Origin of the sequence: Alteromonas sp. S167 (genome assembly GCF_036864375.1) — a bacterium.
Taxonomy (GTDB): Bacteria; Pseudomonadota; Gammaproteobacteria; order Enterobacterales; family Alteromonadaceae; genus Alteromonas.
In genome coordinates, this window is the sequence record NZ_JAZETR010000002.1 from 37,120 (window position 1) to 61,313 (window position 24,194).

At 43.8% G+C, this 24,194-nt stretch carries 24 protein-coding genes; 6 read left to right on the plus strand and 18 right to left on the minus strand.

Annotation, left to right across the window (positions count from 1 at the left end):
• Positions 1-12 precede the first annotated feature (12 nt).
• A complete protein-coding gene (gene radA / locus V7R35_RS03390; protein WP_334013305.1) occupies positions 13-1,380 on the minus strand; it encodes a DNA repair protein RadA in 1,368 nt (455 codons plus the stop codon).
• 254 nt (positions 1,381-1,634) lie between these two features.
• Here radA and V7R35_RS03395 point away from each other — a divergent pair, with 254 nt between their 5' ends.
• Positions 1,635-4,154, plus strand: coding sequence for a PilZ domain-containing protein (locus V7R35_RS03395; RefSeq protein WP_334013306.1), 2,520 nt, complete (start codon positions 1,635-1,637; stop codon positions 4,152-4,154).
• A 65-nt stretch (positions 4,155-4,219) separates the two neighbouring features.
• On the opposite strand, the gene serB is transcribed toward V7R35_RS03395, so the two are convergent.
• Positions 4,220-5,212 carry a phosphoserine phosphatase SerB gene (serB, locus tag V7R35_RS03400; protein ID WP_334013307.1) on the minus strand — a complete coding sequence of 331 codons (993 nt, stop codon included), beginning with the start codon at positions 5,210-5,212 and terminating at the stop codon, positions 4,220-4,222.
• 137 nt (positions 5,213-5,349) lie between these two features.
• Here serB and V7R35_RS03405 point away from each other — a divergent pair, with 137 nt between their 5' ends.
• Complete coding sequence (locus V7R35_RS03405; RefSeq protein ID WP_334013308.1) at positions 5,350-6,075, plus strand: hypothetical protein; 726 nt, start codon at positions 5,350-5,352, stop codon at positions 6,073-6,075.
• Here the strand turns inward: V7R35_RS03405 and V7R35_RS03410 are convergent.
• From V7R35_RS03410 to rpoE, 10 genes are all read right to left on the minus strand, one after another.
• Positions 6,061-6,861: a TatD family hydrolase gene (locus V7R35_RS03410; RefSeq protein ID WP_334013309.1), complete on the minus strand. Its 801-nt coding sequence runs from the start codon at positions 6,859-6,861 to the stop codon at positions 6,061-6,063. The two genes, V7R35_RS03405 and V7R35_RS03410, sit on opposite strands and share 15 nt — an antisense overlap.
• Positions 6,862-6,892: 31 nt before the next feature.
• Positions 6,893-7,531, minus strand: coding sequence for a pyridoxamine 5'-phosphate oxidase (gene pdxH / locus V7R35_RS03415; protein WP_334013310.1), 639 nt, complete (start codon positions 7,529-7,531; stop codon positions 6,893-6,895).
• A gap of 102 nt (positions 7,532-7,633) precedes the next feature.
• Positions 7,634-8,578 carry a GTPase Era gene (gene era, locus V7R35_RS03420; RefSeq protein ID WP_334013311.1) on the minus strand — a complete coding sequence of 315 codons (945 nt, stop codon included), beginning with the start codon at positions 8,576-8,578 and terminating at the stop codon, positions 7,634-7,636.
• Positions 8,565-9,251, minus strand: coding sequence for a ribonuclease III (rnc, locus tag V7R35_RS03425; RefSeq protein WP_334013800.1), 687 nt, complete (start codon positions 9,249-9,251; stop codon positions 8,565-8,567). The genes era and rnc overlap by 14 nt, the downstream gene beginning before the upstream one ends.
• Before the next feature lie 11 nt (positions 9,252-9,262).
• Positions 9,263-10,165, minus strand: a complete 903-nt coding sequence (lepB, locus tag V7R35_RS03430) for a signal peptidase I (protein ID WP_334013312.1) — start codon at positions 10,163-10,165, stop codon at positions 9,263-9,265.
• Positions 10,165-11,961, minus strand: a complete 1,797-nt coding sequence (gene lepA, locus V7R35_RS03435; protein ID WP_334013313.1) for a translation elongation factor 4 — start codon at positions 11,959-11,961, stop codon at positions 10,165-10,167. The genes lepB and lepA overlap by 1 nt, the downstream gene beginning before the upstream one ends.
• 212 nt (positions 11,962-12,173) lie before the next feature.
• Complete coding sequence (locus tag V7R35_RS03440) at positions 12,174-12,623, minus strand: SoxR reducing system RseC family protein (RefSeq protein ID WP_334013314.1); 450 nt, start codon at positions 12,621-12,623, stop codon at positions 12,174-12,176.
• Positions 12,624-12,638: 15 nt separating this feature from the next.
• Positions 12,639-13,691, minus strand: a complete 1,053-nt coding sequence (locus tag V7R35_RS03445; protein WP_334013315.1) for a MucB/RseB C-terminal domain-containing protein — start codon at positions 13,689-13,691, stop codon at positions 12,639-12,641.
• Between the two features lie 84 nt (positions 13,692-13,775).
• Positions 13,776-14,354, minus strand: coding sequence for a sigma-E factor negative regulatory protein (locus V7R35_RS03450; protein ID WP_334013316.1), 579 nt, complete (start codon positions 14,352-14,354; stop codon positions 13,776-13,778).
• A gap of 97 nt (positions 14,355-14,451) precedes the next feature.
• Positions 14,452-15,030 carry an RNA polymerase sigma factor RpoE gene (rpoE, locus tag V7R35_RS03455; protein ID WP_334013317.1) on the minus strand — a complete coding sequence of 193 codons (579 nt, stop codon included), beginning with the start codon at positions 15,028-15,030 and terminating at the stop codon, positions 14,452-14,454.
• Positions 15,031-15,226: 196 nt separating this feature from the next.
• Here rpoE and nadB point away from each other — a divergent pair, with 196 nt between their 5' ends.
• Positions 15,227-16,915 (plus strand): L-aspartate oxidase, encoded by a 1,689-nt coding sequence (gene nadB, locus V7R35_RS03460; RefSeq protein ID WP_334013318.1) that lies wholly within the window; start codon positions 15,227-15,229, stop codon positions 16,913-16,915.
• Positions 16,916-17,073: 158 nt separating this feature from the next.
• On the opposite strand, the gene V7R35_RS03465 is transcribed toward nadB, so the two are convergent.
• Genes V7R35_RS03465 through V7R35_RS03475 form a run of 3 tightly spaced genes read right to left on the minus strand, consistent with a single transcriptional unit; the run spans position 17,074 to position 18,688 of the window.
• Positions 17,074-17,937 (minus strand): MaoC family dehydratase, encoded by an 864-nt coding sequence (locus tag V7R35_RS03465; protein WP_334013319.1) that lies wholly within the window; start codon positions 17,935-17,937, stop codon positions 17,074-17,076.
• Positions 17,938-18,447, minus strand: coding sequence for a protein YgfX (locus V7R35_RS03470; protein ID WP_334013320.1), 510 nt, complete (start codon positions 18,445-18,447; stop codon positions 17,938-17,940). It abuts the gene before it with no gap.
• Positions 18,434-18,688 (minus strand): FAD assembly factor SdhE, encoded by a 255-nt coding sequence (locus tag V7R35_RS03475; RefSeq protein ID WP_334013321.1) that lies wholly within the window; start codon positions 18,686-18,688, stop codon positions 18,434-18,436. Before V7R35_RS03475 ends, V7R35_RS03470 begins: the two co-directional genes overlap by 14 nt.
• Positions 18,689-18,863: 175 nt before the next feature.
• On the opposite strand from V7R35_RS03475, the gene ygfZ reads away from it, so the two are divergent.
• Both ygfZ and V7R35_RS03485 read left to right on the plus strand, forming a co-directional pair.
• Positions 18,864-19,904 (plus strand): CAF17-like 4Fe-4S cluster assembly/insertion protein YgfZ, encoded by a 1,041-nt coding sequence (ygfZ, locus tag V7R35_RS03480; protein ID WP_334013322.1) that lies wholly within the window; start codon positions 18,864-18,866, stop codon positions 19,902-19,904.
• Between the two features lie 65 nt (positions 19,905-19,969).
• Positions 19,970-20,482: an FKBP-type peptidyl-prolyl cis-trans isomerase gene (locus V7R35_RS03485; RefSeq protein ID WP_334013323.1), complete on the plus strand. Its 513-nt coding sequence runs from the start codon at positions 19,970-19,972 to the stop codon at positions 20,480-20,482.
• A gap of 101 nt (positions 20,483-20,583) precedes the next feature.
• Here the strand turns inward: V7R35_RS03485 and V7R35_RS03490 are convergent, their stop codons facing one another.
• Together V7R35_RS03490 and nadE are read right to left on the minus strand one after the other, a co-directional pair.
• Positions 20,584-20,922, minus strand: coding sequence for a P-II family nitrogen regulator (locus V7R35_RS03490; protein WP_334013324.1), 339 nt, complete (start codon positions 20,920-20,922; stop codon positions 20,584-20,586).
• A 2-nt stretch (positions 20,923-20,924) separates the two neighbouring features.
• A complete protein-coding gene (gene nadE, locus V7R35_RS03495) occupies positions 20,925-21,761 on the minus strand; it encodes an ammonia-dependent NAD(+) synthetase (RefSeq protein ID WP_334013801.1) in 837 nt (278 codons plus the stop codon).
• 405 nt (positions 21,762-22,166) lie between these two features.
• Here nadE and V7R35_RS03500 point away from each other — a divergent pair, with 405 nt between their 5' ends.
• On the plus strand, positions 22,167-22,832 hold the full coding sequence (locus V7R35_RS03500; protein ID WP_334013325.1) for a GspH/FimT family pseudopilin: 666 nt from the start codon (positions 22,167-22,169) through the stop codon (positions 22,830-22,832).
• A gap of 143 nt (positions 22,833-22,975) precedes the next feature.
• Here the strand turns inward: V7R35_RS03500 and V7R35_RS03505 are convergent, their stop codons facing one another.
• A complete protein-coding gene (locus V7R35_RS03505) occupies positions 22,976-23,860 on the minus strand; it encodes a PEP-CTERM sorting domain-containing protein (RefSeq protein ID WP_334013326.1) in 885 nt (294 codons plus the stop codon).
• Positions 23,861-24,194 lie beyond the last annotated feature (334 nt).

Genomic DNA, 24,194 nt, shown 5'->3' on the forward strand with positions numbered 1-24,194 from the left:
ATAATAAGGCTATTACTCCAAAGCATCCAACGCTTCGGTCAGGCGCGATACCGGTACCACCTTCATTCCATTAATCGCTTGTTTAGGCGCATTAGCTTTAGGCACAATAGCGCGTTTAAAGCCATGCTTTGCCGCCTCAATAATACGCTCAGTACCATTCGGCACAGGTCGTATTTCACCGGCTAGCCCTACCTCTCCAAATACAATTAAGTCTCGTGGCAGTGGACGGTTTCTAAAGCTCGATATCATGGCAAGCAGTAACGCTAAATCAGCGCTGGTCTCAGACACCCTTACTCCACCTACTACATTCACGAATACATCTTGATCGTTCATTTGAACATTGCCGTGACGATGCAGTACTGCAAGCAACATAGATAAACGATTTTGATCAAGACCCACGGCAATACGTCTTGGGTTAGACATTTGTGAATAATCAACCAACGCTTGAATTTCCACAAGCAATGGGCGCGTTCCTTCCCAAATTACCATGACGCTTGAGCCCGGCGTTTCGTTATCGCCACGACTTAAAAAGATGGCCGATGGGTTACTCACCTCTTTCAGACCTTTTTCGGTCATCGCAAAAACACCAAGCTCATTAACCGCTCCAAATCGGTTTTTATGACTGCGAAGGGTGCGATAACGCCCATCACTTTCGCCCTCTAGCATCATAGAACTATCAATACAGTGCTCTAGCACCTTAGGGCCTGCTAAATTACCGTCTTTGGTGACATGGCCCACTATAAACATGGCAATGTGATTTTGTTTTGCAAAGCGCGTTAGATAGGCAGCACTTTCACGCACTTGAGAAACACTGCCCGGCGCCGACTGTACGTCAGATACATGCATTACCTGAATGGAGTCAATAACCATAATCTTGGGCTTTTTCGTAAGGGCAAGGTCGCAGATGGTTTCGACGTTGGTTTCTGCAAGCATTAGCAGTTTATCGTCTGGTAAGTTTAGCCGCTTAGCGCGCATGGCAACCTGTTGTAATGATTCCTCACCCGTAACGTACAGTGCCGTTTCATTTTGTGCCATTTGGCACATTACCTGTAACAGCAACGTACTTTTACCTGCGCCTGGCGAACCGCCAATTAACATAGCGGCTCCAGGCACAATACCACCACCCAACACACGGTCCAGTTCCTTAAAGCCTGCACTAAAGCGTGGGAGAGATGCCAAATCTATTGCGTTTAAGGTTTCTATTTTTGCCGCAGTTTGACCCGCATAACCTGAAGTACTGGGACGAGAAGCACTTTTAGCACTCGCTACAACAAACTCGCTTATTGTGTTCCAAGCTTTGCATTCTGAACATTGCCCTTGCCAACGAGGAAATTCTGCGCCACAGTCTGAACAGACATAAGCAGTTTTACGTTTTGCCATAAAGCTATTTGATCCATTAGTCTAAAGTAGTATTCTATGTTCTTCATTTAGAAGAGATTGCGACCCACCAACACCTGTTTTGTTAGGTATACGTTTTATACGTTGTGCACTATGCTTTTATGTAGAACACGTGATTGCTTCTCAACTTTTGTGCTTCACGCACGCGCAGGACGCGCAACCTCCATATTAATGAGATTGGCTGAAATGCCGATAATAACTAAAATAATGATACTTAACGACAAAGTTGCCCGTTCATGAGTCAAGATTTAAAGCAATATGCTGCCATTATAGAACAGCTAAAGCCAATGGTTAATGAACCTGAGTTCAACCAAGTGCTGCTTCAGATCGCTTCTGATGTTCCGAAAGAGAAGCGCTTCCTTATAAAGATGGAAGTAAAGCGACTTGCAAAACCTTGCATGAGGACCATTGACTTACGTGGCCATGTAGATGGTAAATGCAAAAAGTATGTGCATGAAGGCCGCACGCACTATATGGATGACATTGCTGTTGATAAGTTTGAAGAGCAGATACGCGTTTTTGGTCGTTATACCTATGGTGTTTACGAGGCCGTACAAAATACGGAAAACAATTTCCGCCTAATGCGCGAAAAAGAACTCGCTCAAGAACGACAAGAGAGAAGTAATCCCGAATTAAAAAAACGTTCTGCGATATTAGAACAATTCAAAGTACCAACAGTAAACCTTCTAGACTATCGTCAGCGCAATGCAGAGCGTATGAACTTTGCGGTAGCCGTAGAGTTATTTAATGACCAAAATGAGTCGATACGCGGGTTAAGTGTAGACATTTCGCTTGAAGGGCTACAGGTTAAACTGTCAAAAGATACGTTTTTTAAAAAAGGGGAAACGCTTCATATCTTTTTTAGAGGCCTTGAAACCGAATACGCGCTGGATAAAAAGAACGGTATTGCGTACAAGCTAGTAAAAATAAGTACGAAGAACGACGTCAATTACCTTGCACTACAGCGAGACAGTAACCATCCCAACCCAGCTTTCGACAAGTTCCTAGAAAACTTTATTCACGGTAATAAGCGCCGTTATAAAGTAAACATGAGTAACACCATCGAAGCCATCACCAGTAAAACAAGCGAACAATTCTTTTCACCCCGCAGCCCTACCTTACCTGTTTTCATTGATGTTATAAGCAATACACTGGTGCCCCGTTTTGCAATGGCTAACGAAGTGAATCGAGAAACACTCGAGTATTGGCAAGACGAAGATGACAACTGTAGGCTAAATTTTCTTTTAACTCAGGAACGACTTAATCAACTATTAAATAAGTCAGAGGAAGTGAGAGAAATTTTTGTCTTTAGCTTCACACATTTTCAAAACGAGAAAGTGTACTTCTACTCTGCTGCGATGGAAGAACTGGCGCAAAAGGATGCGCTTATGCGTGCTTTTCTTGGGTTTGGCTCGAAGAAGGCGAGTTGGCGTGTATTTAAAATAACACTAACAGACATGGTGCCAGAACAAGCACATATTCCAACGTCCATTCCTGATTCGGTGGGTAACAAGATTAAAAAGCTTAATACGCCGCCGTCTGCTCGGTTAATGTCTAAGCTTAAAAACTTACAATTCCTTGCTCATATTACCGATGTTACCTCAGTAACTGGACAAGAAACTTATAACGAATTTACGTTCAATAGAGATAACCTTTCGCATTTACGTCTCTTTGGGCACCCTCGAAACCGTGCCACATCAAATATTGAAATTGTACGATTTAAGTATGACGAAAAGCGGATTGAAAGCCGCTATCAGCTTAGAACTCAAGTAACGCTTCGTTTAAATGATGATGAAACTGTAATTAACGGAATTAGCGAGGATATTTCGGTACACGGCCTGGGGCTGCGTATTGAGTTGAAGCGCGAATATAAAGGTAACCTTGAAGGGCGTGTAGAAGTTGCATTTCCTAAGCTTCAAGAAATTGCACCGTCTTTTAACGTAATGCATTTGCAATACGAAGTGATTTACCACAACGCAGATAAAAACATTTTGCATTTGAAAGCCGTATCAGGAGATGCAGGTAAAGGTGCTCGCTACTTTTTCGAAGAGCTTATTAAAAAGAATAAAAGCAGCCTAAAAGTAGAAGATACAGAAGAAGAAATACCGGGCATGGGTCAGGCACTTCGCTGTATTAACGCGAGGAACGCAACGTCGCTTTCATTTTTGATGAGTAAAGAAGGTGTGCGATACGTACCTCAAGCTTGCATTATCGGGAAACAGGATGAGCGTGTTACTACGCTAACAACCCAATTTGCTGAGCAAGGTCAAGTAAACCTTGAGTTTTTATTCCGCGATAGAAAGCAGGAATCGCCTTTTTTACAGAGCGGTATAAAAGTTGTTAAGCATGAAAACACGCCGTTAAGAGAAGAGCTTTTCATTTCCTTTGATACTGCACAAAAAGACCCGAGAATGGCTATCATACCGCGGTATTCAAGTAAGTTTGAAGATAACAAACAACGCAAGGCTTTTATTCGAGAGGCAATGACTCGCGGCCAGTTTATTGCTATTCATTTGATGCTAACTACAACCGGCAAACCCGATTTATCGATGCTTCAAACAGAGATTAACTACGTCACCATGTACGCGATGCACAAAGCCAAAGAACTTGAAAAGAAGATGTGGAGTATGGCGGCGTGTTCACATCTTATAGATGTGACTGACGAAGTGCTTTTAAGATACGGTTTTTCGTTAGACGACATTACCGCTAACAAAACGCTAGAAAGCAAACCCAAGGGCGCTTTGCTTACGCAATGAGCACTAAACACTATGCAATTAAAACTATTTAGTGTGTAGTGAAGCTCAAAAAAGGCTAGTGAGCACTAGCCTTCCAAGAAATACAGCATACTGTGCAGACTGCCCACGCGAATTGCTACATCGGCTTTTTCGTTTACCAAAGGCTTGCCGTGACATGCCACGCCCAGCGCCGATTCAGCCATCATAACAAGGTCGTTCGCTCCATCGCCCATAGCAACGGTTTGTGCCTTTGGAATTTGCCATTTTTCCGCCAATGTTTTAACCGTACGCGCTTTAACCTCGGCATTGATAATTTCACCTTCCACTTTACCGTTTAGGTTCCCGTCATTTACACCAAGCGTATTAGAGATAGCGTAGTCTAAACCTAAACGGGTTTTCAAATAGTCGGCAAAGTATGTAAAACCACCTGAAGCTATTGCCAGCTTCCAATTGTGCTTTTGTAAGGTTTGAACCAATGTTTGGATACCCGGCATTAACGGGATACGGTTTCGAATTTTTTCAAGATGGGCTAATGGCACGCCATCTAAACATGCAACTCTATGTACAAGACTGTCGTTAAATGCAATTTCGCCACGCATGGCTCGTGCTGTAACCTCAGCAACTTGCTCGCCAACCCCGGCAAGCACGGCAATTTCATCTATGCACTCGATAGCAATCACGGTGCTGTCCATGTCCATAACCAGCAAGCCTGGCTGAGACAATGATGGGCGACTTGCCTGGATGCCAATATCAATATTGTAGGTGGATGAAAGATCTCCTAAAGTAGCTTTCACACTCGAGACATCAGCACTTAATAGCTCACCGCGCAAAGTCACAACACTGTCACCAAACACGTTGTGTAGATGATGAAACGTCATAAACGATGCAGCAAAGTGCTTTTCTAGTGCTTGTAAAACTGATTTCACAATAAAAGGCGTAAGTGCCTGACCTGAAACGGTTAACGTGTGTGTGAAGTTATCATTTCCAGCGTCAGTGGTAACGTATGATGATAACGCGTCGGAAACATGAAGAGATGATGATGTCACGCTGGTAATAAGCGCGTTTAATTTGGCATGCACTACGTTATTGCCCCTTAACTTGATTAGCCCTTATGCTACCCAATTCAATAAGCCAATAAAATAACTCCTTTAAAATTAATTCGATTTATCCTACTGTTAGGCTGGCATTTATTTACGGGAACACGGCCTTTACAAATATGGCGTTAGCAAACGGCGAAAACCACGAGAAAAGAACAGCAGACCGTTCGCATTCACTTTACACCGTGATAAAGCGACTTTGTCATGCGTTAGTCGTTGCTGGAGTGGTTGCAATGACAATAGTGTTAATCGTGCTGTTACAGCAATATCAGAACGAGTGGTTAAAAGTACAAACTCAGTTCTCTGGAGAAAGCGTTGCGCGCCAGTATGCCAAACTGCTAGAAAAACCGCTGTCGAACTATGTAAATGCACAAAGCATAAGCACACAAAGTACTGGCACACAAAGTACTGGCAGACAGAACTCAGCAAAACAAGCTACAACAGACACAACGCGCGATTCAGCTATTGCTATTACCAACATTGAAACCGTTTTGAAGGTGCTGACGAGCGAACCACACATCATTAACCTTGCCGTTTTTAATAGTGACGGCAAATACATTGCACCGCTACCGAAGATCCCAAGCGTTATTGAATTGAGTAAAAGCGACACACTTACTCCACTTACCTTTGTAGAAGATATTCATAATGAAGACGGTATTTTACTTGGCTATGTGAACATCCACATGAATACGAACGCCGTATTGGAAAACCCTCTGACGCTGCGATCACAGCTACTGTTTATATTACTGATTTTATTGGGCCTAGCGTTGATTTTAGGTGTGTACTTGACGCGCGCTTTTTACAAGTCACGACCATGGATTATTGCTCGTTTAGGACAAAAATAAGCGGGCGTAATTGGCTGATGTTAAGCCTATAACGCTTTCCTCTGATTCATCTCCCAACGTTTGCAATGTACTTACTACCTCGCCGATATATTCGGGCTTATTCGGTTGCCCTTGCCTGCCACTCATAGGCATATCTGGCGCATCAGTTTCTAAAAGCAACCAATCGCGGTAATGCTTAAGTAGATACGAAACGGTGTCTCTTGTTTTTCCTGCTCTTTCGTAAGTTATGGTTCCGCCAATACCCAGCATAAAGCCCCGCTCGATATATCGCTTTGCTACATCAATACTGCCCGAAAAAGCATGTATTACACCACCTTTTGTAAATTTAGCAGCTTTAAGGGCCTCAAACAGCAAGTGGTGGCTTTTACGATGATGCAAAATAATGGGTAGCGATGCAGATGCAGCTATATTTAGTTGCGCATCAAGCGCCGATTTTTGCAGTGCCATCGAGGTATTAATATGACCGTCTAATCCTGCTTCGCCGATGGCTTTTACTGAGGAGTGAGGATGGGTTAACGACTGCTCAAGCAGGTCAACACTCTGTTTTAGTAGTGCTATGGCGTTATCAGCATTTGCTTGGAGAAAATAAGGGTGCAAACCCAAGGCTGTATCAATGGGAAGTAGATGTGCAAACGAATCGCTAATGCGCTGAAGTTTTTTCCAAGATGGCACCGTAGTTCCAGGTGCCATAATGCGATTAACGCCTTTCTGTTTAGCACATTGTAATACGCTGTCGATATTGTCAGCGAGTGCAGGTAAATCTAAATGACAATGACTGTCTATCATTGTGGTATCTCTGCGTGCACTCGCATGAGTGCTATGGCATTAACCGTTGCGTGGTCCACTCGCCGTTTTCCGTCAAATTGTATTCAAAGCGATCGTGTAAGCGGTCTTCACCACCCTGCCAGAATTCAATTTGATGGGGAACAATTCGAAAACCTCCCCAGAAATCGGGGACTGGTAGTTCTTTGTTAGCAAACTTATCTTTCAATTGTTTGAATTGGGTTAGCAAAAGCTCTCTGCTGCCAATAGGTTTGCTTTGCTTTGAAGCATACGCCGCAAGCTGGCTGTCTTTAGGACGAGAAAAAAAGTAAGTCGCATTTTCAGATACCGATAGCTTTTCAACGCTACCGCAAACACGCACTTGTCGCTCCATAAAAAACCACGGAAAGTGACACGACACTTTTGGGTTTACAGATAACTCTTGTGCCTTTCTGCTGCCTAGATTAGTAAAGAAAACAAACCCTTTTTCGCTAACATCCTTTAGCAACACAATGCGCTGAGACGGCTGCATTGAGGCGTCTACGGTGGCAACTGTCATGGCAGTTGGGTCTGGTATACCGGCATCAATGGCATCTTTTAGCCACTTATCAAATAAAGAGAAAGGATTTGAAGTTAAATCAGACTCACCCAAAGTGCCCTTTGAGTATTGCCTACGCATATCTGATATTGCCATATACGCTCCCGCGATAAATCGTTAATGATGATGTGGAGTGAAAACGGATGGTAACAAGGTCGAGATCACTCGACCTTGTAAAAACGCAATCGGCAAGGCCTCTTATAAATTGCTGTCGTCGCCGTAGCCCAAAGAGCGCAGCGCACGTTCATCATCTGCCCAGCCTTGTTTTACTTTAACCCAAAGCTCTAAGAAAACTTTGTTGTCGAACAGGTTTTCCATGTCTTTTCGCGCTTGTTCACCGATGGTTTTAAGATGTTTTCCACCTTTACCAATAATCATGCGTTTTTGCGTTTCACGTTCAACTAATATAAGCCCGTTTATGCGATAGACGCCGTTATCGGCCATCTTAAACTGCTCAATTTCTACCGTAGTTGAGTAAGGCAGTTCATCGCCTGTAAAGCGCATAAGCTTTTCACGAATGATTTCGGCAGCCATAAAGCGACTTGAGCGGTCAGTGATATAGTCTTCTGGAAAGAAGAATTCGCTTTCAGGTAGCGACTGCGCCACAAGGTCACGAATGCCGTCTATCATTTTGCCTTGCTTTGCACTTACTGGAATGATGTGTTCGAACTTGTGCTTTTCGCCTAGCTTTTGTAAGTGCACCATAAAGCCTTCTTTGTCTTCCACTTTGTCCATCTTATTTACAATAAGATAGCAAGGAAGGTTTGACTGCTTTACTTTCGTTAGCACCATCTCGTCTTCGCTGTTAAACCGGTCGCCTTCAACAACAAATAACACTAGCCCTACTTCAGCTAACGAGCTAGATGCTGCACGGTTCATGTATCGGTTAATAGCACGCTTTTCGTCTTGGTGAAGCCCTGGTGTATCAACATAAATAGCTTGATAATCGCCATCAGTGTCGATACCCAGAATACGGTGACGTGTGGTTTGTGGCTTACGCGATGTAATACTTACCTTTTGGCCTAACAAGCGGTTTAGCAACGTAGATTTACCTACGTTTGGCCTTCCTACAATGGCAACAAGGCCACAGCGTGTATCCACTGGCGGTGCAGACATAGAGTCATTGTCATTATGCGTTGTCATCAAGCTTCTCCAATGTTAAACGAGCAGCTTCTTGTTCTGCTTTACGACGACTATTACCCGACGCCACTACCGCCTTTGGCAGGCTTTCTACCTTACAGCTTACTTCAAAGGTTTGCGCGTGGTCTTTGCCTGAAATAGAAAGTACTTCATAAGTAGGTAAAGGTTGCTTTCGACCTTGTAGGAATTCCTGAAGGCGCGTCTTGCTATCTTTGGGATGAGCATTGGGGTCTAGCTTTAAAATACGACTTTCCCAAAGTCTGTCGATGACACCTCTTACCTCTTCCATACCTGAATCAAGATAGATAGCACCTAATATGGCTTCAACAGCATCAGCAAGTATTGAGCTTCTGCGATGCCCACCACTTTTTAGCTCACCTGGACCAAGATGCAGCAACTCACCCACGCTCGTTTCTTTGGCAAGTTCGGCTAGTGTCTCGCCTTTAACAAGCGTAGAGCGCATGCGGGTTAGCTTGCCTTCCGGCACACTAGGGAAACGTTTAAACAAGGTTTCACCAACAATCATGCCCAGTATGGCATCACCTAGGAATTCTAGTCTTTCATTGTGTTGCTTAGCTGCACTTCTATGCGTAAGCGCTTGCTCTAGCAACGATTCGTCTTTGAACGTGTAGCCTATCGCCTTATAAAGCCGACGATATTTATCTATTCCTTGCATTGGGTTTTGCATCAATTAATGCCACCTACGCGGTCAAAACGCACTCCGGTGGGTACCCATGTTGGCAAGAAATCTTTTGGATCGCGCTCGAACTCAAATGAGATCCAGATTGCCACCGCTTTACCTACTAAATTTTCGTCTGGCACGAAGCCCCAAAAGCGGCTGTCACGACTGTTGTCTCGGTTATCACCAAGCACAAAATATTGACCTTCTGGCACAATCCACTCATTACTGCGTGTGCCAGGTTGTGTGTAAAAATGAACTGATGAAATTTCACGAACGGGATGACGCAAGATGTCGTGTTTAACCACACCTAGGTCCTCGGTATAGCGCATAAGTTGCGCCATATCTTGCACAAACTCACCACGCTCTTGGAAATCTAAAGGAACTGCTTTAAGCTTCCCGCAAACCTCGCCTTGTTGGCATTTAGGTTTTATATACACCTGTTTGTTTTGGTAAACCACTGTATCGCCCGGCAAACCGATAACGCGCTTGATGTAATCAATTGACGTGTCTTCAGGGTACTTAAATACAACCACATCACCGCGCTCTGGCACACCGGTTTCAATCATCTTACTTCTGAACACTGGGTCTTTTACGCCGTAAGAGAATTTCTCTACCAGTATAAAATCGCCAACCAACAGCGTTGGCATCATCGAGCCAGACGGAATTTGAAATGGCTCATAAAGAAACGAACGAAGCACAAGGACGAAAGCAATGACTGGGAATATCTGCTGCGATGTATCTACCCAATATGGCAGCTGTGGATCTTCACCATATGCTGCACCTTCGGCGGTGGCCGCTTCTTGTAAGCGGGCTTTGCGCTTAGGCGCAAAGTACACACTGTCAACTAGCCAAACAAGCCCTGTGATTAAGGTGAGCGCCACCAAAATCAAGGAAAAATAATTCGCCATTACTTACCTACCTTGAGTACTGCGAGGAAAGCGTCTTGTGGCAATTCAACGTTACCCACTTGCTTCATTCGCTTTTTACCTTCTTTTTGTTTTTGAAGTAGCTTTTTCTTACGGCTTACGTCCCCACCGTAACACTTAGCGATTACGTTTTTACGCAATTGTTTAACCGTGCTTCGCGCAACAATGTGGTTGCCTATCGCCGCTTGAATTGCAATATCAAACATTTGACGAGGAATAAGCTCACGTAACTTTTCAACTAACTCACGGCCGCGACCTTGAGAGTTTTCTCTGTGAGTGATTACCGCAAGGGCGTCTACACGCTCACCATTGATAAGAATATCAACACGCACCATGTCTGATGTTTGGAAACGCTTGAAGTTGTAGTCTAGCGATGCAAAACCACGGCTCGTCGACTTTAAACGGTCAAAGAAATCTAGAACCACTTCCGCCATAGGAAGCTCATAAGTTACTGCCACCTGCTTGCCGTGATAAGTCATATTAGTTTGCATACCACGCTTCTCAACACACAGCGTGATAACGTTACCTAAATATTCTTGCGGCACAAGGATATTGGCTTCAACAAGAGGCTCACGAATTTCCGCAATATCGTTTACCGGCGGAAGCTTGGCAGGGCTGTCTACTGTAAGTACTTCACCTTTGGTGGTTTCAACTTCATAAATTACCGTTGGCGCTGTGGTAATTAGGCCTAGGTCGTACTCACGCTCTAAGCGCTCTTGAATGATTTCCATGTGCAGCATGCCAAGGAAACCGATACGGAAACCAAAACCAAGGGCTGCTGAGCTTTCTGGCTCGTAGAACAATGACGCGTCATTTAGGCTAAGTTTTGCCAATGCGTCACGGAAGTCTTCGTAATCGTCAGAGCTTATTGGGAAAATGCCTGCGTAAACCTGTGGCTTAACTTTCTTAAACCCAGGAAGCATTTCAGTTGCAGGTTCACGCGCTAGCGTAATGGTGTCACCTACTGGTGCACCTTGAATATCTTTAATACCAGCAATGATGAAGCCTACTTCACCGGCGCGCAGTACGCCCGTGTCTAGTGCCTTCGGTGTAAACACACCAATCTTGTCAACTTGGTGAGTTTGGCCATTCGACATAATTTGAATTTTGTCTTTCTTGGTAAGTTGACCTTCAACAATTCGTACCAGTGACACAACGCCTTGGTAGTTATCAAACCAAGAATCGATGATAAGCGCTTTCAAAGGCGCATCACGGTCGCCCTCTGGCGGTGGAATTTGATTTACAATAACTTCCAGAACGTCTTCAATACCAATACCGGTTTTCGCAGAACAGCGTACTGCGTCCATCGCATCAATACCGACGATATCTTCAATTTCTTCAGCAACGCGATCAGGGTCTGCTTGCGGTAAGTCTATTTTGTTTAAAACAGGCACCACTTCCATGTCCATTTCAATAGCAGTGTAGCAGTTTGCCAGTGTCTGAGCTTCAACACCCTGCCCCGCATCTACGACCAACAGTGCACCTTCACAGGCTGCAAGAGAACGTGAAACTTCATAAGTAAAGTCAACGTGTCCTGGCGTATCGATGAAGTTTAGCTGATACGTTTCGCCGTTTTTTGCTTCATAATTAAGCGTTACGCTCTGCGCTTTAATGGTAATTCCACGCTCTTTTTCTAGGTCCATTGAATCGAGGACCTGCTCAGCCATTTCCCTATCGGAAAGACCTCCACAATGCTGGATCAAACGGTCTGAAAGCGTTGACTTACCGTGGTCAATGTGGGCAATAATACTGAAGTTACGAATGTGCGACTGTTGCATAATGCTGGAAATTACCTGCAGAAAAATTCATTAAACAAAAAGATGCTACGTGTGCTGCTGTATTTTCGACATCAACACCGCTAAAAATAGCCTATGTCTACGTAGCGCGTGCGGATTTTACCCATTTCTAATACGAAAAGCGAATCAGCAAGGCTTAAACTTTTAATAAGTATGCTTTTGAATGGGTATGGTGGTTTACAAGAAAGATAAAACTAGTCGGTTTTAATATGTTTAAGCAACACGGGCTGATATTTAGAAGACTCTAATTTACTAAGCTTTGATGCAACAAAACGATAAACACAATACGTTATGGCTACCGTGGGCAGCAATGCAGCTAATTCATGGCGTATTTCCACCATAAGCAACGCTTCACTAATAGTAAAAAATGCGACAATAAACGTAAATAGTGGCAGTAAATACAGCCAAGCCGATGCACTTAATACACCTGCCTCTGGTATACCTACCGTTACCTGCTGTCCAACCTGCACTGTCATAGGCGTATTCAACGTAAGATACTGTGTCTTGGGCGCAAGCGCTCGTGAAACCACACCGGTACCACAATCGCTCTGCGCATGACAGCTATTACATGTGGACTTGATGGCCGCCTCTACGGTTACTTTATCGCCATCAACTGCCACCACTGTTGCGGTTTCTTTGATCATGTCGAAATACTACCCTTAATTTGCTGAATTTGCCGCCGGCCTTAATGAAGCTGCCATTGCTTTCGCTGTCTGAAGTGGTATTTCACCCACAACCGTTATCTGGGCCTTTCCAACGGTTAAAGTGAGAAACGTGCTTAGTTCATGGCGTAGCGCTAAATCGGCGCCTACAGCATCTTCTGCGGGCTGCACATATACAGACACATCAACCAAGCCGTCTGAGAACATTTTATGCTCTACCACCTGGCCTGTTAATGCTAATCGCCGCGTGTCTTCTTTTACTTCTTTCATACCAATGGGCAAATAGCCCACATCCCAAGAGTGCTCTCTGGTTTGCACGTTATTCAGCGCCATTGGTTTTGGCAACGATTCTGGATTAATACGTGAAAAATACTCAGATGGTTCGGGAGACATAGCGAATGCAGTCACCTGCACTTGTTCCAAAATAGCACCTTGTAAGTCAACCATATTGAGTTTTAGCAACATTCCTGTTGCTTCGTCTAACCACAATTGATAGCTAAAGCGGCTGTTGTCGCGACTCACAATACGAATTTGTTGAGCAGGTCGGCCAGCTACTCGCGCGCGCCCTACTGCCACAAATTCATAGGCGGTAGTTAACGTTTCAGGATGATACAAAAGCGCCGTCGGAATTGGCCCATTAATATGTTGTGAGCGCAAGCTGTATGGCTGTACGTCAGGCTCGAATACACTTACGACGTCATTAATGCGTATAAGCTCCCTACCAGGGCCGTTTTGCACATTTAATTGTTCCAACTCAGTCCCGTTCTCATCAATGCCATGACGCCATAGATAAGGCACTGTTTCTTGCCCCGTCTTTGTTTGAACGAAAGAAAGCTGATAGTTCTCATTAGACACAATATCGCTTAACCGTATTAGCCATTGCGAAGTAGACTGGATAGAAGAAGCAGACTGATACGATGTAGATGACGCCACTGGCGCTTCTTCATAACTAGCATTTTGTTTTTCTACGACAGGCTGCTGTTGAGCGTTAACGCCAAGCGCGCTAAAAAGAGGTATTGAAATGAAAGCAATGACTAGACTACAGCGCATTTTCCCTGCCTTAGAAACGAACATACCAGCAATTATATGCTGGCATGTTTAAAATAAATAGATGTGCGACGCTACGGACGACGTTTATGGACGTACTTTGTCGCCTTCTTTCTCTTCAGCGTCGTCTTTCACTTGCTTAAGCTTAACTTGCTGTTCATGGTCAGCAATTAACGCATTAATTTTACGCTTTGTTTCCAAAACTTCGTTCATATCGTTGCGCGGCAGCTCACGTGTTTGCTCTAAACTAACCGGAGCAAGGCCACCTTGCGGTCCTACCGTCTCAAACGTTTCAAACGGCTCTGTAGGAACAGGTTGATTGAATTGCTGTACGCCGAGAATAACCGCTACTGCAACCGATGCTGCCACTGCAAACTGACCAGATTGCTTAGCAAACGGTACAACGTTGCCAATAACAGGAATTGACTGCCAACGAGAGCGTTTTGGTGCAACAATAGCTGGCTCGTTCTCCAACGCAGCGGCTACGCTTGCGGTAATATCAAGCTCGGGAGCGACACTAGCTTCTTTGCGCATCGCGCCGCGATATACATGGTAGCGTTGCCACTTGGCTTGAAGCGCTTCATCTTGCTTAATCGCGTCGATGATATCATTGCCTTCTATCTCGCCATCCATGAATGCGGACAATTTTTCTTGCTGTTGCGTCATATGTTCATTTCCAGATCGATTTGATCGTTTACTACCCTAACACAGCTGTTAGTCATCGCTAAAAAAAGAAAGTTCATCTTTTTTTAATTTTTTTCGATTAGTTTTCTAACAGCGGCTGAATCACTTTATCTATAGCCTCTCGAGCCCTGAATATTCGCGATCTCACTGTACCCACAGGGCACGACATCACGCTAGCGATCTCTTCGTAGCTCAGGCCTTCTATTTCTCGTAATGTAATTGCCATTCGTAAATCGTCAGGCAACTTTTCAACGACTTTAAACAGTGTCTCTTCAATCTCTTCAGATAGTAAGCTACGCTCAGGCGTTGACTGTTCTTTAAGCGCATCGCTGCCTTCGTAATAATCAGCCTCATCTGCATCTATGTCGCTTGCAGGTGGCTTACGCCCTTGCGACACCAGATAATTCTTCGCGCTATTTACGGCAATGCGGTAAAGCCACGTATAAAACGCGCTGTCACCTCTAAAATTCGGCAGTGCGCGGTACGCTTTAATAAACGCTTCTTGCGTTACATCCGCTACATCGCCTGTGTTTTTGACATACCTAGACACTAAATGCATTACTTTATGCTGGTAACGAGTTACCAATAAATTGAACGCATTTTTGTCGCCACGTTGTACTTTTTCAACCAGCTGCTGGTCGGTTATCTGCTCGCTCATTCGAGCCGTTACTCCCTACTTCAACTACACAATAGCTCTAACAAGCAGTGTGTAGACGCGCTCTGTTCCCAAAAGTTCTATCTAACTATTAAAAATTTTAAAAAATGCGTACAACTCACACTATCAATCATTGTGTTTTGCTACTCATCCATTAGACTTGCCGAACCTTGGCTCGTTTAATTTAGTATAAAAATACATGAAATCTGTATCCTCTTCACTAACTTCCACATCAAATGCTATTGAACATCGATGTGATGTACTCATTATTGGCAGCGGTGCGGCTGGTTTGAGTTTAGCATTGAAGCTAGCTGACCATTGTCAGGTGATAGTATTAAGTAAAAGTGACAGGAACGAAGGTTCAACACGCTACGCACAAGGCGGCATTGCGGCAGTGTTTGACGAGCAAGATTCGATTGATGCACACGTAAAAGACACGTTGAAAGCCGGTGGAGGCTTGTGCGAAGAGCCAGCGGTTCGGTTTACCGCAGAGCGCGCAAAATCAGCACTGGAATGGTTAATTGGCTACGGCGTGCCTTTTGATACAGAGAAAAATGAGTCTGGCGAAGAGCGTTTTCACCTTACTCGTGAAGGCGGACACAGCCACAGGCGCATATTGCACGCAGCAGATGCTACTGGTGAAGCGCTACAGATAACCCTTAACGACGCAGTATCTACGCACCCAAACATTCATGTATTCGAACGCTACAATGCAATTGATTTAATTCCTTCAAAAACGCAGGACAAGACCTGTGTTGGCGCATACGTGTGGAATCGTCAGCAAGAGCACGTTGAGGTTATCCGCGCTCCGTTTATCGCGTTAGCCACTGGCGGCGGAAGTAAAGTATATCAATATACCTCAAATCCAGACGTTTCTAGCGGTGATGGTATCGCAATGGCGTGGCGAGCAGGATGCCGGGTTGCCAACATGGAGTTTAATCAATTCCACCCTACGTGCCTTTTCCACCCGCAGGCAAGAAACTTCTTAATTACCGAAGCACTTCGCGGTGAAGGTGCAAACTTGTGTCATGCTGATGGTACTCGATTCATGCATAAGTTCGATGAGCGCGGCGATTTAGCTCCTCGTGACGTGGTGGCCCGCGCAATAGACTATGAGATGAAGCGTCTGGGCGCCGACTGCATGTACCTAGATATCAGTCACAAGCCAGCCGATTTCATTGTAAAACACTTTCCAAACATTTATCGCAAGTGTCGTTCGCTAGGTATCGACATTACGCGTGAACCGATTCCTGTTGTTCCCGCTGCACATTACAGCTGCGGTGGCGTAATAACCGATTTCAATGCCAAGACCGACTTAAATAACGTATACGCCATTGGTGAAGTAGCCTATACCGGGTTACATGGTGCAAACCGCATGGCATCAAACTCATTGTTAGAGTGCATTGTGTTTGCTACGGCAGCCGCCGAAGACATTATTCCAAAGCTACGTACAGCAGGCAGTGACGAAGCTATCGCCCCATGGGACGAGAGCCAGGTTTCGAATTCAGATGAAGAAGTTATTATTCAACATAACTGGCATGAACTACGCCTATTTATGTGGGACTACGTAGGAATCGTGAGAACAGACAAGCGCCTTGAACGCGCTATGCGCCGCATAAAATTACTTGAACAAGAAATAGCTGAATACTACGCACACTTTAGAGTGAGCAATAATTTACTAGAGCTTCGCAACCTTGTGACCGTTGCCGAGTTAATTGTGCGCTGCGCTATGGAGCGCAAAGAAAGTCGCGGTTTGCACTTCAACTTAGACCATCCAAATCAATTGGATGAGCCTAAACCGACTATTCTGACGCCAACCAAACAGCTGTCGGCGGCAGATATAGGCTCGCTTATCACAGAAGCAAGTTTTACGGATACACCTGACTGATTTAGTTGACTGGCTTAGCTAAGTGTCAGATACGTTTTTTAAAGCGATGACTTTTACACAGTGTAAATCGACAGCATATAGCGAAACGTGCAATATTCTAAACGTAACCGCTTCCCCCAAATTACAAAAAAGGTGAGTTTTTAACTCACCTTTTCTATTTAAAACGTCATCGAAATTTCGATATGTGTTGAGGTTTTCCTCGCATTTGTTACGTCAATTTTCACACTAGAATCTGTTTCACAATGCTGCTGAAACACTATAGTGTTGGGAAGAAACACAGGCTTTTTAAAACGGCAATCTACGCGATTTATTTCAAGGGCGTTGGGGTTTTCTTGATTGGCGGTGTAGGCAGAGATTGCGCGAGCTAGTGTAAACATGCCGTGGGCTATTGGCTTTTTAAATCCAAATAGCTTTGCCGAAAGCGTAGAAAGGTGAATAGGATTAAAGTCACCAGACAGCGCTGCATAGCGCCTTCCGGTCTCTGCAGGTAATAAGGCATCTCCAATCGTCACCTTTTCTTCGCTGTTACAAGACTCAACCACTTCAGAGTGTGTGGTTCTTGGTGCCACATGAACCGCTTTAACTTTCACGAGGTAGCTACTTATGGCTTTATAAACTAGCTGCCCAGCTTGATACGCCTCTAGTAACACCTCTACTTCCCACCCGCGACTATGCGGATTTACGTCGTGAAACCTTACGCGACATTCGAACGGCTCACTAAGGTCACAACTTAGTAGCACAGACACACTATTGCCGGAATGAATAAGCCCCAAAAGTGGAAACGGGCTTTGCTTATCTAGTAGGCACTGCATCTGCAGTGGCAAAGATAACATTTGCAAATACAAAGGATGCATTCGATCACTTACGGGCCATTCCACCTCGTTGCAGTACGTGCCGTAATGGGCATTATCGACGCTAATGCTCTTCGTATAAATTCTTTGGGGTAGCGAAGGCGGCTTGAATTGCATTAACTTCCGTGTATCAACGCGCTTAAAAAGCGCCTGCATATATTCACGAAACATCTAATTTTTCCTTGAAGGCATTTCTTTTCTGGCCAAGACTACGGCGCGGCAAAGGCGACGGTAATCTCGCTCAGAACACTCATTTCTTAATACCCAACCCAAATGGGTATGATTTTTCTGAAACCAATAACGTTTTACACTAGCCACTTCAAGACAAAGCCCCCATGGGAGCACCATTGATGTGTGATGGAGCTGCTGTAAAGCGTTTTGGACTGAACCGTTTTGTTGAGCCTGTGACTCTTGTGAACTGTTTTTACTTGTGCAAATTTTACCATCACTAGACAGCAAATACGTGATGTCAGTCGGTGTTTGTTTGTAACAAATTGCATCCATTACGATAGCAACAAGCATAACTAATACAAGAGCAACTATTGTGGTTTCGCGGTTCACCCATGTCCAAACGGTATCGGGTGCACCTAATAAAGCCATCGCTACGCAGCAACATAAAAGCACGCTACGTAGCAATGTTCTGTGGGGTGTATACGATATATTTATTCTATACTTTGACACGGTTCACTATGGTAGAAACCATGGCTGCTAATTCAGGGTCTTCACACTTTTGGTGACCCATAATCCATGCGAACAAGTCTGGATCGTCACTGGTAAGCAAACGTTCGAATGTCTCTTGGTCTTCATAGCTCAAATCGTCGAAGGCTTCTTCAACGAATGGTAGCAGCAAAACGTCAAGCTCAAGCATGCCGCGTCGGCACGCCCACTTTAATCGGGCAAGTCTTTTTGGTTCAAACTTCATGTCTTTTACCTATTTTTATTTACGTTCAATAGTACCACGCTCAGGTGTACGGGATCACTGCTCTTTTGGTCTGATAATGAAACTAATAATAAATTAATATCTACACTAACATCCCTTGATTAATTCTTGTTTTGCCATACTTTGAAAGCATAGTTTAAAAGTAAGAGTGCTTTACATGTCTTCAATTGAAACGCTAGAAGCGTTACCCGAAAAATTTGCTGTTCGTTTAGACAATCACATGCTGATAACCCTTGAGGGCGAGCAAGCTGATAGTTATTTGCAAGGACAAATTACCGTTAACGTTAATAAGCTTACAGCAGACTTTGCCCGGCACTATGCGCACTGCGACAACAAGGGAAAAACGTGGTCTGTAGGGTATGTTGCACGTTTCAACAGCAAAATAGCGATGATTACCAATAAGGCAAGTGGTGCACACTCTCTCGCTCAATTGAATAAGTACGGTGTATTTTCAAAAGCCGACATTATTGACGAGTCAAACGCGTATACGCTTTGGTTCGTACCAAGTAGTACAGTAGGTGATGCCCTTTCTCACTTTCCATCTAGCGTTGTGGCGCAAGAAGATATTGAAAGGCTTGCGGCAGCAAGTGAGCAAGGCACTTCATTGGCAAGCTTTGCAAGCGATTCGCTTCTTGCCTTTCAAACAGGCTTTAAACACAGTGGTGTTGTACTTGTGCTTACCGAAGAAATGGCTCAACAAGTACAAGCAAACTTAAACCAACGCAACGTACCACAACTTGAAGCATCCATTTTTGATGCTCTGCAAATTGAAAGTGTTCATCCTGCCCTTGCAGAGTCGGCAGTTGCCGAGTATGTACCGCAAATGATAAACGTGCAGGCTCTTGACGGGATCGATTTCGATAAAGGCTGTTACATGGGACAAGAAGTGGTAGCTAGAACCCGCTTTCTTGGGAAAAACAAACGTGCCGCCTATAGCTTTACATTACCTATGCGCGTGGATGTTAAAGAGGGTGACAGCTTAGAAAAGCAGTTGGGTGACAACTGGCGTGTTGCCGGAAAAATTATAAGCGTGGCAACGTTAGGTAAAGAAACGCATTTCATTGCGGTATTAACCAATGATACAACGCCAGAAGATTTACACAGATTGGCTGATCAAACTGACGTTACCTGTTACCCTAACGCCCTACCGTACAGTATTGAGCAAAAAGCCAGCAATATTGTAAAAAAACGCCGCTAAACACTGTTTGTTGCTGCGTGAATTTTTAATGCCTTTTGACAAAAAGGGCCAACACAGGAAATGCTATGACCATTACCGCTGACAGCGTTGTAACGCTACACTACACCGTATCGACAGAAGACGGTACAACACTTGACTCATCTGAGGGCAAATCACCTCTAGTAGTGTTGCTTGGACGCCGTTTCCTTATTGAAGGGCTAGAAGACGCTTTAATAGGTAAAGCAAAAGACGACAGCTTTAACGTTTCTGTTGCACCAGAAAAAGCATACGGAGAGCGACTTGATGAACTAGTTCAAACCGTACCACGCTCTATGTTTGAAGGTATGGACGTTGAAGTAGGTATGTCTTTTAGAGCTACTACGCCGCAAGGTGAGCAATCGGTTATTATTATTGAAACTACCGATGAAGATGTCGTGGTAGATGGAAACCACCCGCTTGCAGGAATTCCATTGACCTTCGACGTCAACGTTGTAGACGTGCGCGAAGCTACAGCAGAAGAACTTGAGCACGGCCACGTTCACCAAGAAAGCGGCTGTTGTGACGCCGAAACAGGCGAATGTTCATCAGGTGAACACTAATCACGCACGTAATCGCTTTTAGCTTTGATATGAAAATCAACGAAAAAGGGAGCACAGCGCTCCCTTTTTTATTTTCAATAGTGAAACAATGCTAACAAGGTTTAAATAGCTTCTTCGTTTTGCTCGCCAGTACGAATACGTACCGCAGTTTCAACGTTATAAACGAAAATTTTGCCATCACCAATCTTCCCCGTTTTTGCAGAAGACTGAATTGCTTCGACCGCTTGTTCAACGCGTTCGTCGTCTAGTACCAGCTCAATTTTAATTTTCGGCAAAAAATCAACCTGATACTCCGCACCACGATAAAGTTCAGTATGCCCTTTTTGACGACCGAAGCCCTTCACTTCTGAAACGGTCATCCCTGCTATACCTACCTCGGCTAGTGCTTCCCTCACATCATCCATCTTAAATGGTTTAATGATAGCTTCAATTTTTTTCATGACTACAACTCGTCGTAAATAGTTGGAATTGGCACACGTTTGTGTTGTGTACGTTCATAAATATAGAGCAATTTCTCTTCCACTTCCGCAGAAACAGGCTTACCTTCCAAGAAATCGTCAATTTGGTCGTACGTCATACCCAACGCTTGCTCGTCTTCCTTTTGAGGTGAAAGGCTTTCTAAGTCGGCCGTTGGCGCTTTAGTAATTACATTTTGAGGCGCACCTAGATGTGCAGCAATGGCACGCACTTGGCGTTTACTTAAACCGAATAAAGGTGCTAGGTCACAAGCACCATCACCGTATTTGGTGTAAAAGCCTGTAATATTTTCAGCCGAGTGGTCTGTGCCTAATACAAGGCCATCTACCATACCTGCAATTTCGTATTGAATTACCATACGTGTACGCGCTTTTACATTTCCCTTCACAAAATCCTGCTTTGCGTCACTTTCTGGCAATAAGCTAGATTCTGATAATGCTTGCGTAGTAGCTTCATGAATAGCATCTGCGCCTGGCTGAACATTTACCGTTACTGCATGGGTTGGTTGAATGAAATCAATAGACTTTTGTGCGTCTTCTTCATCAGCCTGAGTGCTGTAAGGAAGTCTTACTGCGATAAACTGATATTTTTTGCCGCCTTCGTCATTTAACTCGTTAACAGCAAGCTGCGCTAATCGCCCAAGTGTGCACGAGTCTATACCACCGCTAATACCCAGTACTAAGGCATTAAGGCCAGAGGTTTTTAGCTGATTTTTGATAAAGGAAACTCGACGTGTAACTTCATTTTCCACGTCAATCTCAGGCAGTACTCTCATTTCTTCAATAACTGCTTGTTTTTGCATCATAATATCCACGTAATGTTGAGGCGTCCTGACAAGAGTTTACGACACTATTGTCATTCATGTTAAGGCAATTAAATGCTTATTTTTGCTTATTATTATTCGGTGCAATGCTAAACGCACTAGTACAGCAAGCACGCTGCTTAAAATGGGGGGGTTGTGTATATAGCTTTATGCCCCCTCTTTTCAAAATATACCTTTAATTGGTAAAAATAGTTTACCCTAAATAGAGGGAGAGTTTTGTATCAAAAGCCACATTGTGAATTACAAAGCAGAAAGGTTGTCGATTTAAGCGCGACTTTTATGGGCAACATCAGAGTATAGGTGGTTATAAAAACCCATCGATGATTACCGTACTAACTCTTCTTTTAACAACCAAATTCTTTCTATTATTAGTTATTGAGCACCATGCAGCACAGACACCAAGTATACGATATCCATCGACGTGAGGGCGTAGGTAAACCTCTGATCGCCAGCCTTAATGAGGGTTGCAGGGCTCGTGATACTACTTTTGTCAAATCAGGCAGCGTAAAACTTCAACACGGCTTAACACTATTAGAGATGCTAGTAGCAGTAGCCGTGCTTGCCATAGTGGTAACATCCGTAGCTCCTAATATACAAAGCTTGTTGATAAAAAATAAAATTACAGCTGACTTAAATAGTTTAAGCGCTGTAGCTCAGCGTGCTCGCTTTACTGCAGTTGACGAGCAAACTGATGTACTGATGTGCCCAACAGAAGATTACAGTGCGTGCAGCAATGATTGGAAGCTGGCAAAAATGGTGTTTATTGATAGCAACGGAAACGGCGCTCGCGATAACACTGAAGATCTGATTGTTACAAGCGACCCACTTAATAGTTCAAATACCGTTTATGGCTTGTCTGGTAGCTTAATATTTGACGAACAAGGCGGCGTTAGCCGCGCAGCCACTATTAAGATATGTCCAAAAACAAATGACGCTAATTACGCTTCAGCCCTTTTACTTTCGCTATACGGAAGAATTTCAGTTGCGGTGGACAGTGATGGAAATGGCGTAAAGGAAGATCTGCAGGGCAACGATTTATCGTGTAGCTAGTTTTCGCTTCGTAAGCCACATTGCCTCTTAAAACCTTTCCATCACTTTTTGAAACGGGGCAACTGATGCGATGCAATCGCTGATGCTCAAACCTTTTACTTAAATCACCATGGTTTTGCGAGCACCAACAATGCAAATGTGAATTAGCTTATTTTACGACGTAACCTGATCACACCCAGCATGCTAATACACATTAATACAATTGTAGATGGTTCAGAGACCTGAATAGTATTAGCTCCACTGAATCCTACAATTCGCGCAGTGGCATCAAGAAACATTCCACGTTCTTCGGTAACGTCAGCGTAATCTATAAACATGCTAGTGTTACCGCTCGCGCGCTCAAAATCAAAGACGTGGAGTTGCTCAAAATAGCCAAAAGAAACGCCATTTAACATTGTTCGTTCAATTGCTGCCAAAAAATCATCATAAGTACCAAATTGCGTTGCAGGTAATTCGCTAAATAAGGCGTCTAAATCAAAGCTTGTCCACCATTCATACGTCTGACCTATTTGTCTTCCATTAATATCGTCACCCCAACCCTGTTCTTCGTTGGTACTGGCGCTTATCCTGCTATCAACAGTGTTATTAAATTCCTGCTTGTCAGCATCATTTTCAAATTGTGGGTATAACTCATTCGCCGAATAACTCAATCGGATATCTGTGTAATTGTTGTCAAAAACAAAATCAGCATCGGATTTGTAACTATAATTATCACTGACAAAAGCATTAAACAAAGCTGAACTTGGCGCAGCTGTTTTCGATAACAATTGGAAATAAGAGTCGTAAACTCGAGACTCTCCAACTTGTTCTGAAAAATAAATGCCAGATCGATATTGAGAATTAAACAGAACTTCTTCGGCAATTTCATATTCAATTAAATAAGTATCGGGTAAAGGATATGAGACGCTCTGAAATGTACCGTTTTCCAATTTGTGAATGCTGGTATTTGATATTTCTAATGTGATGATTAATGCGTTAACCGCAGTTGATGCAAAAAGTAAGGCTATAAAAAATATACATTTTTTCATTGTTATTATCCGTGTAACTTCACTCCAGTACACGCGGACTGCAAAAAACATCCCATAAATTAAGCAGCGTAAAATCAGATACTTACAATCCCTTCTTAGAAAATTGTAAAAAACATCGACACAAATTCTTTTATTTATCAGTCGGCTAGCAAACACCCCCTATTCTTTCCTAAAACTTAGTTTTGAAGATTGTATGCAGATAGAGGGGGTTGTAAGAGCGAACTTAAGGAGAATTTGATAAGTTTTAGCATTTACAGAGTATCTAAAGAGGGCTCGCAAGATTAAAGAAGTTTTGAAATTACATGAAAATAAGAAAACTGTGTAACGCTTAACC

What these genes read in the sequence shown, in the direction of transcription:
- radA (WP_334013305.1), bottom strand. Translation starts at nt 1,380, where the DNA reads ATGGCAAAACGTAAAACTGCTTATGTCTGTTCAGACTGTGGCGCAGAA.
- V7R35_RS03395 (WP_334013306.1), top strand. Translation starts at nt 1,635, where the DNA reads ATGAGTCAAGATTTAAAGCAATATGCTGCCATTATAGAACAGCTAAAG.
- V7R35_RS03405 (WP_334013308.1), top strand. Translation starts at nt 5,350, where the DNA reads ATGGCGTTAGCAAACGGCGAAAACCACGAGAAAAGAACAGCAGACCGT.
- V7R35_RS03410 (WP_334013309.1), bottom strand. Translation starts at nt 6,861, where the DNA reads ATGATAGACAGTCATTGTCATTTAGATTTACCTGCACTCGCTGACAAT.
- pdxH (WP_334013310.1), bottom strand. Translation starts at nt 7,531, where the DNA reads ATGGCAATATCAGATATGCGTAGGCAATACTCAAAGGGCACTTTGGGT.
- era (WP_334013311.1), bottom strand. Translation starts at nt 8,578, where the DNA reads ATGACAACGCATAATGACAATGACTCTATGTCTGCACCGCCAGTGGAT.
- rnc (WP_334013800.1), bottom strand. Translation starts at nt 9,251, where the DNA reads ATGCAAGGAATAGATAAATATCGTCGGCTTTATAAGGCGATAGGCTAC.
- lepB (WP_334013312.1), bottom strand. Translation starts at nt 10,165, where the DNA reads ATGGCGAATTATTTTTCCTTGATTTTGGTGGCGCTCACCTTAATCACA.
- lepA (WP_334013313.1), bottom strand. Translation starts at nt 11,961, where the DNA reads ATGCAACAGTCGCACATTCGTAACTTCAGTATTATTGCCCACATTGAC.
- V7R35_RS03440 (WP_334013314.1), bottom strand. Translation starts at nt 12,623, where the DNA reads ATGATCAAAGAAACCGCAACAGTGGTGGCAGTTGATGGCGATAAAGTA.
- V7R35_RS03445 (WP_334013315.1), bottom strand. Translation starts at nt 13,691, where the DNA reads ATGCGCTGTAGTCTAGTCATTGCTTTCATTTCAATACCTCTTTTTAGC.
- V7R35_RS03450 (WP_334013316.1), bottom strand. Translation starts at nt 14,354, where the DNA reads ATGACGCAACAGCAAGAAAAATTGTCCGCATTCATGGATGGCGAGATA.
- rpoE (WP_334013317.1), bottom strand. Translation starts at nt 15,030, where the DNA reads ATGAGCGAGCAGATAACCGACCAGCAGCTGGTTGAAAAAGTACAACGT.
- nadB (WP_334013318.1), top strand. Translation starts at nt 15,227, where the DNA reads ATGAAATCTGTATCCTCTTCACTAACTTCCACATCAAATGCTATTGAA.
- V7R35_RS03465 (WP_334013319.1), bottom strand. Translation starts at nt 17,937, where the DNA reads ATGTTTCGTGAATATATGCAGGCGCTTTTTAAGCGCGTTGATACACGG.
- V7R35_RS03475 (WP_334013321.1), bottom strand. Translation starts at nt 18,688, where the DNA reads ATGAAGTTTGAACCAAAAAGACTTGCCCGATTAAAGTGGGCGTGCCGA.
- ygfZ (WP_334013322.1), top strand. Translation starts at nt 18,864, where the DNA reads ATGTCTTCAATTGAAACGCTAGAAGCGTTACCCGAAAAATTTGCTGTT.
- V7R35_RS03485 (WP_334013323.1), top strand. Translation starts at nt 19,970, where the DNA reads ATGACCATTACCGCTGACAGCGTTGTAACGCTACACTACACCGTATCG.
- V7R35_RS03490 (WP_334013324.1), bottom strand. Translation starts at nt 20,922, where the DNA reads ATGAAAAAAATTGAAGCTATCATTAAACCATTTAAGATGGATGATGTG.
- nadE (WP_334013801.1), bottom strand. Translation starts at nt 21,761, where the DNA reads ATGCAAAAACAAGCAGTTATTGAAGAAATGAGAGTACTGCCTGAGATT.
- V7R35_RS03500 (WP_334013325.1), top strand. Translation starts at nt 22,167, where the DNA reads ATGCAGCACAGACACCAAGTATACGATATCCATCGACGTGAGGGCGTA.
- V7R35_RS03505 (WP_334013326.1), bottom strand. Translation starts at nt 23,860, where the DNA reads ATGAAAAAATGTATATTTTTTATAGCCTTACTTTTTGCATCAACTGCG.